Origin of the sequence: Citrobacter sp. RHBSTW-00881 (assembly GCF_013728515.1) — a bacterium.
GTDB lineage: Bacteria > Pseudomonadota > Gammaproteobacteria > Enterobacterales > Enterobacteriaceae > Citrobacter > Citrobacter braakii.
This window is the reverse complement of sequence record NZ_CP056270.1, coordinates 149,257-162,842: the sequence shown is the minus strand read 5'-3', so window position 1 is coordinate 162,842 and position 13,586 is coordinate 149,257. Positions and strand designations below refer to the sequence as shown.

The window sequence follows — 13,586 nt, the reverse complement described above, 5'->3', positions numbered from 1 at the left end:
CATGAACCCATTCAAAGGCCGGCATTTTCAGCGTGACATCATTCTGTGGGCCGTACGCTGGTACTGCAAATACGGCATCAGTTACCGTGAGCTGCAGGAGATGCTGGCTGAACGCGGAGTGAATGTCGATCACTCCACGATTTACCGCTGGGTTCAGCGTTATGCGCCTGAAATGGAAAAACGGCTGCGCTGGTACTGGCGTAACCCTTCCGATCTTTGCCCGTGGCACATGGATGAAACCTACGTGAAGGTCAATGGCCGCTGGGCGTATCTGTACCGAGCCGTCGACAGCCGGGGCCGCACTGTCGATTTTTATCTCTCCTCCCGTCGTAACAGCAAAGCTGCATACCGGTTTCTGGGTAAAATCCTCAACAACGTGAAGAAGTGGCAGATCCCGCGATTCATCAACACGGATAAAGCGCCCGCCTATGGTCGCGCGCTTGCTCTGCTCAAACGCGAAGGCCGGTGCCCGTCTGACGTTGAACACCGACAGATTAAGTACCGGAACAACGTGATTGAATGCGATCATGGCAAACTGAAACGGATAATCGGCGCCACGCTGGGATTTAAATCCATGAAGACGGCTTACGCCACCATCAAAGGTATTGAGGTGATGCGTGCACTACGCAAAGGCCAGGGCTCAGCATTTTATTATGGTGATCCCCTGGGCGAAATGCGCCTGGTAAGCAGAGTTTTTGAAATGTAAGGCCTTTGAATAAGACAAAAGGCTGCCTCATCGCTAACTTTGCAACAGTGCCCGTTCTTTCAATATTGCGGTTGCGTTCAAAGCTAGAGAATATCGCCATCAGATGAGTATAGATTTCCCCTATAACTGGCGCATTTGTGTCTATTCTGTCCTTGATGGCTATGAAAGTTATTCCGCGTTTCTTCAGGTCGTCGAGTAAAGTAATGACTTGACCCAATGAACCACCGAGCCGATCTAGTGCCCAAACTACTAGGGTATCTCCCTCGCGCAATGCTTTCAGGCAGTTCTCCAGTTCCAGCGCACCTTTTTTGTCGCGCTTTGGGCCGCTACGTGAGGTCTGATCCTGATAGATTTGCTCACATCCAGCTTTTGTTAGTTCGTCAACCTGGTGCGCCACATCCTGAAGATGCGTAGATTTACGTGCATAGCCGATTTTCATTCTTTTCTCGCTAATTAGTTATGGGGTTATTGTTATGTTGATACAGTAACGAGTTTTGTTACATGAGGGGAGTCATTTTTCGGGAGAAGTCAGGACTTTTCAAGACTGTCACAAAAACCATCGTTTTTGATACATTAATTTAACCAATAGGTTGCAGATCAAATCGTCTGTAACAGCCTTTCTGGCTGTTTGTATATAATCATGAAAAAATGGTGAGTAGAGTTTCAGGGTAACAGGGGATGCTTATGTCGGTTTTCCACAACTGGCTACTTGAGATCGCATGTGAGAATTACTTCGTCTACATCAAACGCCTTTCCGCCAACGATACCGGCGCAACAGGTGGTCACCAGGTAGGGCTTTATATCCCTTCAGGTATCGTTGAAAAACTCTTTCCGTCTATCAACCATACCCGTGAACTGAACCCTTCGGTTTTTCTCACCGCACATGTGTCATCGCATGATTGCCCTGACAGCGAAGCCCGGGCAATTTATTATAACAGCCGTCATTTTGGTAAAACCCGGAATGAAAAAAGGATTACCCGCTGGGGTAGAGGCAGCCCACTTCAGAATCCTGAAAATACAGGGGCTCTGACGCTCCTGGCTTTCAAGCTTGATGAGCAAGGGGGGGACTGTAAGGAAGTAAATATTTGGGTATGCGCCAGCACTGATGAAGAGGACGTCATTGAGACCGCTATTGGTGAAGTTATACCCGGAGCGCTAATATCCGGCCCCGCAGGACAGATTCTAGGCGGACTATCTCTACAGCAAGCGCCAGTAAATCATAAATATATTCTACCTGAAGACTGGCACCTGCGCTTTCCGTCGGGAAGTGAAATTATTCAGTATGCAGCCAGCCATTATGTGAAAAATTCCCTTGATCCGGATGAGCAACTTCTTGACCGCCGGCGCGTGGAGTACGACATATTTCTATTGGTTGAGGAACTGCATGTTCTGGATATCATCCGGAAAGGATTTGGCTCTGTGGATGAATTTATTGCGCTGGCCAATTCTGTCAGCAATCGCCGTAAATCCAGAGCCGGGAAGTCGCTGGAACTGCACCTGGAGCATCTATTCATTGAGCACGGCCTGCGACACTTTGCGACGCAGGCCATCACAGAAGGTAATAAAAAACCCGATTTCCTTTTCCCTTCCGCAGGGGCTTACCACGATACTGAGTTTCCCGTAGAAAATCTGCGCATGCTGGCAGTCAAGACTACCTGTAAGGATCGCTGGCGTCAGATACTGAATGAGGCCGATAAAATTCATCAGGTGCATCTGTTTACACTCCAGGAGGGAGTTTCTCTGGCTCAATATCGGGAGATGCGGGAGTCGGGTGTCAGATTGGTCGTGCCATCATCGCTGCACAAAAAATACCCGGAGGCGGTGAGAGCTGAGCTAATGACGCTAGGTGCGTTTATTGCTGAGCTGACAGGGCTTTACGCAGATATTCCATAGATTATCTCCCGGCATAAATACCGGGAGGAGCGATCAGATTCGTTCAACCTTGCACGAATCGGCATTAACCGCTTTCAGGATATAAGGTTCAAGCAGTTTGGCTACGGCTTCAAACACGGGCACCACTACGGAGTTACCGAACTGCCTGTACGACTGAGTGTCTGACACAGGAATGCGAAAAGGCCTGCCATCTACTTTTTCAAAACCCATAAGGCGCGCGCACTCTCGTGGAGTCAGCCTGCGGGGCCGATGCGCCTGATTTTCTTCGTTCGCGAAGTCTGTTTCACCTGTGGCCATATCCCAGCCACGGTCTATCAGAATTTCAGACCCGTCTTTGTGATAGCGAGCAGAAAGCGTACGGGCAATGCTTTCTTTATTTTCAGGATTAACGAGGCCAAAACCGAATCCGTTACCCTTAGCTGCGTGCTTTTTGGCGTAGTTATAGAGATACTCCCAGAGTTTCGGCGTCAGTATATATTTGCTGTCAACCACGGGTTCCAGCAGTTCGCCAAATGACGGACGCTGTTCCGGATAAAAACGACTAATATCGCGCAGGGTAAAGCCCTGGTGAATGTTCAGATCACGACGGAAACCGACCAAAACGATACGTTCTCGGTGCTGAGGTAAAAAGTGCTTTCCGTCGATAACTTTAGGATCGTTTTTGCCCATCTCAGCTGCATCCGCAACTTCATAGCCCAGTTCGTCGAGGGTATCCATGATGACTTTAAAGGTTTTACCCTTGTCATGGCTCTTCAGGTTTTTAACGTTTTCAAGAACAAAGATGGCAGGTTTTTTTGCGCGTATAATACGCGCCACATCGAAGAAAAGCGTTCCCTGAGCCTCACATTCGAAACCATGCGCGCGCCCGAGCGAGTTTTTCTTGCTTACGCCCGCAAGGCTGAACGGTTGACAGGGGAAACCTGCTAGAAGTACATCATGATCCGGCACATGCTCATTAATGTAAGCATAGGCATCGTTTTCAGGTACTTCAGGTTTATCACTGAGCGTGACTTCCCGAATATCGAGATTGAAAGTGTGTTCCTGAGCATCGTTAAACCAGTTAGCTTTATATGTGCGCACAGCCTCTTTATTCCATTCACTGGTAAAAACGCACTGGCCACCGATGGTTTCGAAGCCCTTCCGTATACCTCCAATCCCAGCAAACAGGTCAATAAACCGGAAGGCATAGTCAGGGTGATGTGCAGGCGCTTCCGGAAGCATTTTTCGTAGAAGTTCCTCTTCGGCTAACGTCAGCGTCTTAGGTGAGCACTTACCATTAATCCAGCGATTAAGAGTCTCGCGACTCCACTCATTTTTACCAACTTTTCTAAGCAGTTCAGCCACGTACTTCTGGTCATAGATTTCCAGCACCTGCCCGAGCAGCTTTTTATCATTTTCCTGTCGCAGTTGTTCTTCCGCTTCTGCTTTCTCAAGCAGATCCTGCGCCAGTAATTCAAATTCAGACATATTGCCTCCATTGGGTCTTATGGGTGAAACTGTATCACTCATTTGACCCAGATTGAATGTTTTTATCTGGATATTTAAACAGGTTTATTGTTAGGTAACGCACGTTGGCCACGCTGGAGCGTCTTCTGGGCCTGCTGTCGGCCTTTGAGGTCGTGGTATGGATGACGGATGGCTGGCCGCTGTATGAATCCCGCCTGAAGGGAAAGCTGCACGTTATCAGCAAGCGTTACACTCAGCGCATTGAGCGACATAACCTGAATCTGAGACAACATCTGGCAAGGCTGGGACGGAAGTCACTGTCGTTCTCAAAATCGGTGGAGCTGCATGACAAGGTCATCGGGCATTATCTGGGGTGAGTTTGGATATCGAAAATTATTGTACTATAAGGGCTTCCCCGGCATGTCAACGCCGGTGTTTACGGTTTCTGTCTGCACTATAGTAAAAAAATAAAGGGGAGAGACTGCGGTACTATAAACGGTCATGATGAATCGTCATCGATTCGGACCCTGATGAAAGACGCTCGTGAGGCTCTAGTTCGTTAGTCGGGTACACTTGCCCTGTACAATAAGCAGATATACCTCACGGGGTCTAACCCTTTATCATCAACGAGTTGCAGAACAGATGGTCATACAGCTTTGTACTTTAGCTGGCTGAGTACAACCTGAAATCATCACCGTAATGCAATGATGCCCAGCACAGTCTTGCATTTTTGGCAGCGATGGCAACAACAGCGCGCCAGTATCCTCTGCGTTCGACCAGTGAGCAGACCCAACGACTGAATAAATCAGTCCTTTTCTCCGCCCCGATCAGTACCGAGCGGGCACCCTGAACCAGAAGTGTTCTCAGATACGAATCGCCAGCTTTCGTTATCCTGCCAAGCTTCGACTTTCCGCCGCTGCTGTACTGCGATGGTGTCAGTCCCAGCCAGGCTGCCAGCTGGCGCCCATTCTTAAAATCATGTGCATTACCGATACTGGCGACCAGCGCACAGGCCGTTGTGGGGCCAACGCCCTTCAATTCCATCAGCCGCTGACTGCGATGATCTGTTTTGGCCATGCGGGACAAAATTCGGTCATATTCAGCGATGTTATCTTCAATGCGAGCAACGTGCTCCAGCAAATCATCAACACATTGCTGAACCTGAAGTGGTAAAGAATTCTTCTGCTCAAAAACTATGTGGCGCAGGGCATCTGTACTTTGTGGGGCGATAACGCCGAATTCAGATATCAACCCCCGGAGACGATTATATGTTGCTGTTTTCTCTTCGATAAAACCCTGTCGGGTACGATGCAGACACTGCATTGCCTGCTGGCTCTCATCCTTAACCGGCACAAACCGCATATGTGGGCGACGAACCGCCTCGCAGATAGCCTGAGCATCAGCTGCATCATTTTTCCCTGATTTACCAGCCATGCGGTAAGGCGATACAAATTTAGCGGCCATCAGACGCGGCTCATGACCATACTGCCGAAACAGTCTTGCCCAGTAATGAGCCCCGGAGCACGCCTCCATCCCGATAACACAGGGCGGCAAACCAGCAATCAGCCCGGGAAGAGCTGCGCGGGTTACTCTGGATTTAACCAGAACGGTTTTGCCATTCTGGTCAACGCAATGAACAGCGAACACATTTTTAGCAAGATCGATACCGACAGTAGTAATGGTCATAACGAATCCCTCCGGGGTTGTGTTTACCCCATGATTGCACAAGAGTTAATCAGGCGCATAATCAGGGGAAGTCCCTTCCATTCGTTAAGCCTGTTTTTTGAACAGGTTAAATATCGCAATAGAGTCAGCTACAAGCTACATGCCGTCCGACTGGTGTTATAAGTAATGAACTACTGAATGCGCGAGATCTTAAATGAGATAGGCACTGGATTTTAAATTAAATAGTCTCCTGACCGCATCGGTAAAATACTGCGTTTAACATGCAAACTTCTGTTCCATGAGCCTTGCTTTGTTCTACAGGATGCTGAGTTATATCCCCGTAAACACGGCAAACGTGCTTACGGGGTTTATTCACATTACCAGCAGTGGTCGTAATGACCATTACGATCCCAATTATCTCTATTGCGCTCACCTTGATACGGGCGGGCTGACTGTCTTTCTTGTTGCATTTTAGCTGAAAGAGAATCCAAATCTTTAATTAACACTTTAGCTTTGTCATCTGTTTCGCTAACCCCCTGATCATACAATTTATTTAGTTCATACCTTTTAGCTTCGAAGTCACGAGCTAATTTTGAATAATTTTCACTGTACGCTGAATGATTACGGTTATTATATCCATAGCTATATGGACAAGCTGTCGCTATGGATGAGTACAAAAAAAACGATGACAACACAACAGGTAACAAAAATTTCTTACTCATGGCTTATCCTTTGCACCATTCAAGGTGCACTTTTTGATATATTCAATATTTTAACCCATATTATACAGAGGGAATTATCTCTCCTGTACGGCAAGTAATCAATCTTTACTACAAAAAACTGATACCAACTCGATGTTTTAAAAAAAAATACACAATAATATCAGTTATTTGCAATCAACATGTGCATTGATGGATCTCAGAGAGTTGGATGCGGCAACTGTCTCTCACTAGACTGTGAGCCTGCATCTACCGTTTACTCGCCACATTGGCCGAAAATAAAGACCCAGCCTACCGCTTCTCAGGAAGTTTTTACATCATTATTCATCGGATTGCTTGTTATCGATAATTTACCCCGCAGCCTGTCAGTTCCAGGCAATTCCCTGAAGACAAGAGTCAGAAATATCCCGATAGCTAACGGTATAATAAGTAGCATTGAGTGTGTTGAAATGGCATATCCATAAATATAATTTTCCAGACTTACCGCAATCAGAGGAAAAATAAGAAATACAAGTGAGGCCTGGAAAGCATTCGCCTTTTGCTGAAGAGCAAAATAGCACAGAATACCAAAAACACCTGCGAAAGAACCTAAATATATGGTCGCTAATATTGAGTTCGTTGAGAAAGTTGAAATCTGAGGTCTTTCGAATAACCATCCCGCAGCAGAGAGGAGTAATCCTGCAAAAAAACATGGTAGCGCATTAAATGTTATAACAGAGACGCTACAGTCTCTTTTTTTACATTGAGTGTATATTATAGCATGGATGATCACAGCTGAAACAAGAGCAAGAATACCCTGCCAGTGGCTCTCCGTAATGGTTTTTGTCTCTTCGAGAAGAATACCCATCAGTGCAGCTATTGCGATAGTTAAACCAGTGACCTGCATTCGGTTTGTTTTTTCATTCAGAAACAAAACGGATGTAATCAAAACAGCCACAGGCATATTCGAAAATATTATCGATGCCAGGCCAGAACTGACATAAGTTTCACCATAAATCATTAATGAGAAAGGGATGGAAAAATAAAAAACACAAATTATGATCTGGAATAAACGTTGTCCGGGTGGAAATAAAAGTGGTGTTTTTCTGAACCATGCAATGCTGATTAAAAATGGTGCTGCAAACATAAATCTCATCCCGGTGGCAAATACCGGAGGGATAGTTTCAGCGGCTATACGCATGGCCAGCCATGTGGTCCCCCAGGTCAGTGCAACCAGCAGGAATAATACCGATATCGTCACTCTGCGCATAAGATGCTTCCCAGTAAAAGAAATTAATGTATCTTTTTCTTGGGAGAAAAATATTGTTATTCTCAGTATTTTTTCATACGTTTAGAGAAAAATTTTCTCTATCAGAAGGGGGCGGTTATGCTGGACAAGAAAGATAAGGAGCTACTCAGGCTGTTACAGCGCGACGCTACCGTGTGTCTGCAGGATCTTGCAGCGGCTGTAGATTTAACGCCTAATCCTTGCTGGAAGCGTATAAAACGTCTTGAAGATGAGGGGGTCATCATTGGTCGGGTTGCCCTGTTGAGCAAGGAAAAACTTAACTTATCGCTTACAGCCTTTGTGATGATAAAAACACAAAACCACAGTCACGACTGGTACAAACATTTTGTATCTCAGGTCAATGGCATGCCAGAAGTGATGGCTTTTTTCCGTACCACGGGAGAATATGATTATCTTCTTCAGGTAGTGGTTTCAGATATGAAGGGTTACGACAGTTTTTACAAAAAGCTGGTAAGTTCAGTAAGTGGATTGAGTGATGTAACATCCAGTTATTCCATGGAGGAAATAAAATACACAACTCAGCTTCCTCTGTCTGGCTAATTATCCTCCAGGAATGAGTTGTTTGACCTACTCAGGCACATCAAACAACTCTGGTTCGACGGTTATCAGAAGGAAAAACTGGCCTTCAAAGAACCATCACTGATGGCCTGGAGTTCCAGTCGCTGAGAATTATTTCCCGATGCCATTTCAGAGTAAGCTATGTTCACCGGAGCGTGCTAAAGCTAACGCTCCGGGTTCTGGTAACCACTACAGATCCGCACGAATGCTATGGCCAGGCCTTTCAGCCCTTTTTCAGGAAGTATTATAAGTCTTTAGTTCATATAGCAATTAGCTTTCATTCCATTCTGACACGTCGACCCCGGTTTAAGGGATAACTCCGTCTGACTTTTTCTCAGTTCGGGCTAACCTGGTCTGATACAAACTGGAGATGATCAGACAGGTTACGCCTGCGGCAACAAACACATCAGCCAGGTTGAAGGCGGGCCAGTGAATGTCTTGCCAGTGGACGTCGAGAAGATCGACAACTGACCCGCGCAGAATGCGATCAGCAATATTTCCAAGCGCACCTCCGAGCATCAGGCTATATCCCAGTGCCTCAGGGCGTGAAAGCTGTTTTTTCAGCATGTACGCTAGCCAGGCAGAGAAAGCTAAGCCAAAAGTGATGAAGAAATAACGTTGCCAGCCCCCCGCTCCTGCCAGAAAGCTGAATGCAGCCCCCGGGTTTAAGACATGAACTAAATTGAAGAATGGCGTTACTTCGACCTGTTCGCCATAAGAATATATGCGAACGATAACGAATTTTGTTAGCTGATCGGTGATGAAAGCAAAAAAAGTCACTCCATACCAGATTAAGGACGATGCGTGGCGAGTTGTCTGCCATACAGGAGCAATAAATGCTATCAGCGTTCTTGCAATAACAATGCAGCCCAAACCTATGCACCAGCCTGCAAGTATATCAGCCGGGAATGATATCCCGGCAGCAATGCATGCCCATCCAGCGAGGACAGCATATAGTACCAAAGAGATTTGTCCACGGTACCCGACCAGCGTCCAAAGAGTGCCGACAACCAGCGCCGAATAAGTCGCATGTTCACTGGGAAAACTGTAGTTTTTCTCATGCTCACCTGCGATGCTTACCAACTCGCCAAAGACGGCTGTCGGGCGCGGGAAATCGAGCCACAGCTTCAAAACACTGGTGGCCAACAAGGCAAGAAGAATGGCGGTGCTAAAAATGATGAACCGATACCAGACCGCATTAGCCTGGGCCGGAAGGAGGGCAAATCTCGACCATCCCCACAGCCCAAGCAGCATCAATGGCGCAGTCCAGTAATTACTCACCAGACTTAAGAACCACACAAGCGGTCCCAGCGTGACAGGCATCCCCGCATTGATGGCCTCGAATAACTCGGCGTTCAGACCATACCAGTCATAGAAAATGAATTTCCAGTTCATCGGCGTAACAACCTAAGACCGTTGCCCACCACGAGCAAGCTGGCCCCCATGTCGGCAAATACGGCCATCCACATGGTCGAGTGCCCCGAGAAAGTAAGTACCAGAAATATCGCTTTAATGCCTAATGCCAGCACGATATTTTGCTTTAACGTCTTAGCCGTCACACGCGACAGACGCACGAATGTCGATATTTTGCGTAAATCATCGTCCATCAGGGCAACGTCCGCCGTCTCAATGGCGGTGTCGGTGCCCGCCGCACCCATTGCAAATCCGATGTCAGCACGAGCCAGGGCTGGTGCATCATTGATTCCGTCTCCCACCATACCGACTTTGCCCGTCAGAGTCAGTTGCTCAATCTCGTGTAATTTGTCCAGTGGCAATAAGTTACCCCGTGCACGATCGATCCCGGCTTGCGTGGCTATTGCGTGCGCGGTGTGCTGGTTGTCTCCAGTCAACATCATCGTATTGATGCCCAGTGCATGCAGCTCCGTGATAGCGCTCCTGCTGCTATCCTTGATGGTATCTGCTACCGCGAACAGGGCTTGAGCCCCCTTTGTACTCACCAGAATGACTACAGTTTTCCCTTCACGCTCCATTGCATCGATGCGCTGTTCCAGTTCAGGTGAACAATAGTCCAGTTCTTTGAGCATCCGATGATTACCAAGATGATAAGTTACGCCATCAATGCTGCCACTCACTCCACGCCCTGGTAATGCCACGAACTCGGCAACATCACGTAGCGTAATACCATCGATATTTGCTGCGTGCGCAACGGCTCTGGACACGGGATGATCGGATCGAGCCGCGAGACTCGCAGCAATACTTCGACTACTGGCCGCTGACGCTTCGCCCCATGCGGCGAAATCGGTCTGTTCAGGTTTGCCGTGAGTGATCGTGCCGGTTTTATCCAGTGCCAGCCAGCGAAGGTTACGACCTTCTTCAAGATAGACACCTCCCTTGATTAGAATTCCATGCCGGGCTGCGGCGGCTAAGCCACTAACGATAGTCACTGGCGTAGAGATCACCAGCGCACACGGACAGGCGACAACCAGTAAAACCAGCGCGCGATAAATCCAGTCCAGCCACGCGGCGGAGTAGAACAACGGAGGAATTAGCGCTACCGCGATAGCAACAATGAATATTACAGGCGTGTACCAGCGTGCAAAACTATCGACAAAACGTTGGGTGGGTGCACGACTGCCTTGTGCTGCTTCTACCGCGTGAATAATACGGGCCAGTGTGGAGTTACTGGCGATAGCCGTAACGATATACTCGAAGGAACCGGACTCATTGATGGTGGCTGCGAACACCTGATCACCTGGTGCTTTTTCAACAGGCAGGCTTTCTCCAGTGATCGACGCTTGATTTACCGTAGAACGTCCCACTTTCACTTCGCCATCTAAGGCGATTCGCTCACCAGGTTTAACCCTAACCCGGCTGCCGATGGTGACCTGGCTTGCCTCAACTTCCCGCCACGAGCCATCTGGCTGCTGCACTGTGGCCTGTTCGGGAGCAAGATCAAGCAGGCTCCGGATGGCGTTACGGGCACGGTTGAGCGATTTTGCTTCAATCACTTCAGCAAGTGCAAACAGCACCATCACCATCGCCGCTTCTGGCCAGTGGCCAATCAACATGGCCCCAGTGACTGCTATTGACATCAGGGCGTTCATGTTCAGGTTGCGGTTTTTAAGTGCAATCCAGCCTTTCTTATAGGTAGAAAGACCGCCAGTTAAGATGGCGACCAGTGCCAGAACAATGACTGACCAATGGTTGCCATTCAGGAACCAGTAGACAGCCTCCGCAGCCAGTGCAGCTACCAATGAAACACCAAGCGGCCACCAGTTGGTAGAATCCCGTGCCGATACTGCCGAAGATAAGGTGGTTCCCTCTGTATTAAGTACCTGAGCCTCAAAATCCAGAGTTTTCAGCGCATCCAGAACCTCGGGCATCGTGTTAGGAGTATGATGCACGGACAGGGTGCGCTGCAACAGGTTGAAATCGAGACGGGTCACCCCGGCTATCTTTGAAAGCTTATTACGGATTAAAACCTCTTCAGTTGGACAATCCATTTTGGCAATTACCAGTCTGGTCGTCTGTTCGCCAGAAGCGCTATCCAGGCGTTCGGTCTGCATTCCGATAGCTTTTAAAGCTTGTTCAACCGGAGATAACGATGGCAATTCGTGCCGCACGGTTAATGTCCGCTGCATCAGATTGAAGTCAAGGTCAATCACACCCGTCAATGTAGCCAACTTGCTCCGGATCAGCGCCTCTTCTGTAGGGCAATCCATGTTCTCGATTCGGTAGACGGCCTGAGCCACTTCAGCTGTTGGCTGGGCTTGCGAAGCGGGTTGGCTCATCGGTATGGTCGAACAACCGCATCCCTTTGAACTGCAGTTACTCATAGCGTTTCCTGTGATTTAGGTTTATGTGTTGTTCATTAAGAACTCTATAGCTACTATAGAGTCAAGTTTTAAATGAGGATGAGGGATGGAAATCAAGATTGGTGAACTTGCCAGGCGGACAAAATGCGAAACTGTCACTATTCGTTACTATGAGAAAGAGGGGTTATTGCCAAAGCCAGCGCGCAGTGATGGTAACTTCCGGCTCTACAGTGAGTCTCATGTCGAACGCCTGCAATTCATTCGCTATTGTCGGTCTCTGGACATTACGTTGGTAGAAATACGGACATTATTGGCGCTGCGGGACAATCCGGGTCAGGATTGCGGCGAAGTCAGTTTACTACTGAATGATCATATCCAGCAGGTGGAGGCACGCATAGAAGTATTGTTGCAGTTGAAGAAACACCTGTCCGTTTTGCGCGAAAGGTGTTCTGGCACCCGGCAGGTAGATGAGTGCGGTATCCTGCAAGGGCTAACGAATCACTCTTGCCATCCAGTTCGCATTCCAACTTGAAGGGAACCGAGCCCGGTGTTTTGATAATGCCAGTGATGAATGACATATTGTGTATGATGTTGCTGGCAGTCAATTATATACTACCGGTAAAGAACAAAATCTAATCCTGAGTCAGTAAGGGCAGAAATAATCTGGCATATTGCTTATCTGTAAGGCTAGTATGAAGAATAAACACAGAGACGCCCGCCTCTTCTCTGAGAGATATAGACAAGGGCTCCTTTTGAGGGAACGAATATCATAGTTGTCAATGTTGCTTTTTAATCAGATGTCACTTCTTTATAAAGAGCCTGAATGCGGCAAATCTGGGAGGGACTGTACCCTGTCGCATCCGCTGTTTCCCTGATACTCAGTTTCTTGACATGACGGTAGTACAGGACTTTCTGATGACGCTCCTGATCGGCCTGCTTACCCCGGTATTTTCCCAGTTTATGCGCCCGTTCAATACCCTGCTTCTGGCGCTGGCGGCGGTTCAGCCAGTCCTTATGCGACATCGCGGCCATCAGATCGATAAGCATGTTATTGATGGCGGTTATCACAGCGCGGGTGATCGGGTCAGCCTGCGAAGGGTCTTTATCTGACAGTGCCTGCCATGAGGTTGGGACATCCAGGCTGACAATCCGCAGTTCGTGTTGTTCGATCTGCTTTTTCAGCGTCCTCCAGTCGCTGTTACTCAGGCGGGTCAGGCGGTCTATCTGCTCGACCAGTAAAATATCATTACGGTGACTGTCCATCAGCAAGCGTCCCAGTTCCGGGCGGTCAAGTTTTGTACCGCTGATGTTCTCCCGGTAGTAACTGGCAATTTTATGCCCCCGCTCCTGAACGAACTGCTCCAGCATCTCTTTTGCCCGGTCGGCGAACTGATCTTCCGTCGATGCTCTTAAATAAGCTCTGATGAACATTTTTTAACCGCATTGTCGCATTTAGATTATTGCATTAATTCTATCGCATATAGGTTATGTCATTCATGGAGTATCGTCACATTTTGTTTATGCCGTCAGGGTGT

General features: G+C 48.0%; 12 protein-coding genes and 1 pseudogene. 5 read left to right on the top strand and 8 right to left on the bottom strand.

Annotated elements, in window-relative coordinates; genetic code table 11:
• Position 1: 1 nt before the first annotated feature.
• Entirely contained in the window at positions 2 to 706 is a 705-nt protein-coding gene (locus HV311_RS25950; protein ID WP_047389788.1) for an IS6-like element IS26 family transposase, read from the top strand.
• On the opposite strand, the gene HV311_RS25945 is transcribed toward HV311_RS25950, so the two are convergent.
• Complete coding sequence (locus HV311_RS25945; protein WP_249414913.1) at positions 597 to 1,145, bottom strand: recombinase family protein; 549 nt, start codon at positions 1,143 to 1,145, stop codon at positions 597 to 599. The two genes, HV311_RS25950 and HV311_RS25945, sit on opposite strands and share 110 nt — an antisense overlap.
• 245 nt (positions 1,146 to 1,390) lie before the next feature.
• Here HV311_RS25945 and HV311_RS25940 point away from each other — a divergent pair, with 245 nt between their 5' ends.
• Entirely contained in the window at positions 1,391 to 2,599 is a 1,209-nt protein-coding gene (locus HV311_RS25940; RefSeq protein WP_000110241.1) for a type II site-specific deoxyribonuclease, read from the top strand.
• Between the two features lie 33 nt (positions 2,600 to 2,632).
• Here the strand turns inward: HV311_RS25940 and HV311_RS25935 are convergent, their stop codons facing one another.
• Positions 2,633 to 4,066, bottom strand: a complete 1,434-nt coding sequence (locus HV311_RS25935; protein WP_001288432.1) for a DNA cytosine methyltransferase — start codon at positions 4,064 to 4,066, stop codon at positions 2,633 to 2,635.
• A 98-nt stretch (positions 4,067 to 4,164) separates the two neighbouring features.
• Here HV311_RS25935 and HV311_RS25930 point away from each other — a divergent pair.
• Positions 4,165 to 4,422 (top strand): annotated as a pseudogene (locus tag HV311_RS25930) (IS1 family transposase); the annotation flags it as partial.
• Positions 4,423 to 4,708: 286 nt separating this feature from the next.
• Here HV311_RS25930 and HV311_RS25925 read toward each other — a convergent pair.
• The 3 genes from HV311_RS25925 to HV311_RS25915 form a co-directional block, all read right to left on the bottom strand.
• Entirely contained in the window at positions 4,709 to 5,731 is a 1,023-nt protein-coding gene (locus HV311_RS25925; RefSeq protein WP_001567660.1) for an IS110 family transposase, read from the bottom strand.
• A 356-nt stretch (positions 5,732 to 6,087) separates the two neighbouring features.
• Positions 6,088 to 6,432, bottom strand: a complete 345-nt coding sequence (locus tag HV311_RS25920; RefSeq protein ID WP_075552837.1) for a hypothetical protein — start codon at positions 6,430 to 6,432, stop codon at positions 6,088 to 6,090.
• 298 nt (positions 6,433 to 6,730) lie between these two features.
• Positions 6,731 to 7,678 carry a DMT family transporter gene (locus tag HV311_RS25915; RefSeq protein WP_071200094.1) on the bottom strand — a complete coding sequence of 316 codons (948 nt, stop codon included), beginning with the start codon at positions 7,676 to 7,678 and terminating at the stop codon, positions 6,731 to 6,733.
• Positions 7,679 to 7,795: 117 nt separating this feature from the next.
• Between HV311_RS25915 and HV311_RS25910 the strand changes: the two genes are divergently transcribed.
• Entirely contained in the window at positions 7,796 to 8,257 is a 462-nt protein-coding gene (locus HV311_RS25910; RefSeq protein WP_071200095.1) for an Lrp/AsnC family transcriptional regulator, read from the top strand.
• A gap of 324 nt (positions 8,258 to 8,581) precedes the next feature.
• Here the strand turns inward: HV311_RS25910 and lspA are convergent, their stop codons facing one another.
• Both lspA and HV311_RS25900 read right to left on the bottom strand, forming a co-directional pair.
• The gene (gene lspA, locus HV311_RS25905; protein WP_071200096.1) at positions 8,582 to 9,670 is read right to left on the bottom strand and encodes a signal peptidase II; all 1,089 of its coding nucleotides are present in this window, start codon (positions 9,668 to 9,670) and stop codon (positions 8,582 to 8,584) included.
• Positions 9,667 to 12,072, bottom strand: a complete 2,406-nt coding sequence (locus HV311_RS25900; protein ID WP_049592186.1) for a heavy metal translocating P-type ATPase — start codon at positions 12,070 to 12,072, stop codon at positions 9,667 to 9,669. The genes lspA and HV311_RS25900 overlap by 4 nt, the downstream gene beginning before the upstream one ends.
• A gap of 85 nt (positions 12,073 to 12,157) precedes the next feature.
• Between HV311_RS25900 and cadR the strand changes: the two genes are divergently transcribed.
• Complete coding sequence (cadR, locus tag HV311_RS25895) at positions 12,158 to 12,583, top strand: Cd(II)/Pb(II)-responsive transcriptional regulator (protein ID WP_049592187.1); 426 nt, start codon at positions 12,158 to 12,160, stop codon at positions 12,581 to 12,583.
• A 257-nt stretch (positions 12,584 to 12,840) separates the two neighbouring features.
• Here the strand turns inward: cadR and HV311_RS25890 are convergent, their stop codons facing one another.
• Positions 12,841 to 13,482 (bottom strand): recombinase family protein, encoded by a 642-nt coding sequence (locus HV311_RS25890; protein ID WP_049592188.1) that lies wholly within the window; start codon positions 13,480 to 13,482, stop codon positions 12,841 to 12,843.
• Positions 13,483 to 13,586: the final 104 nt, after the last annotated feature.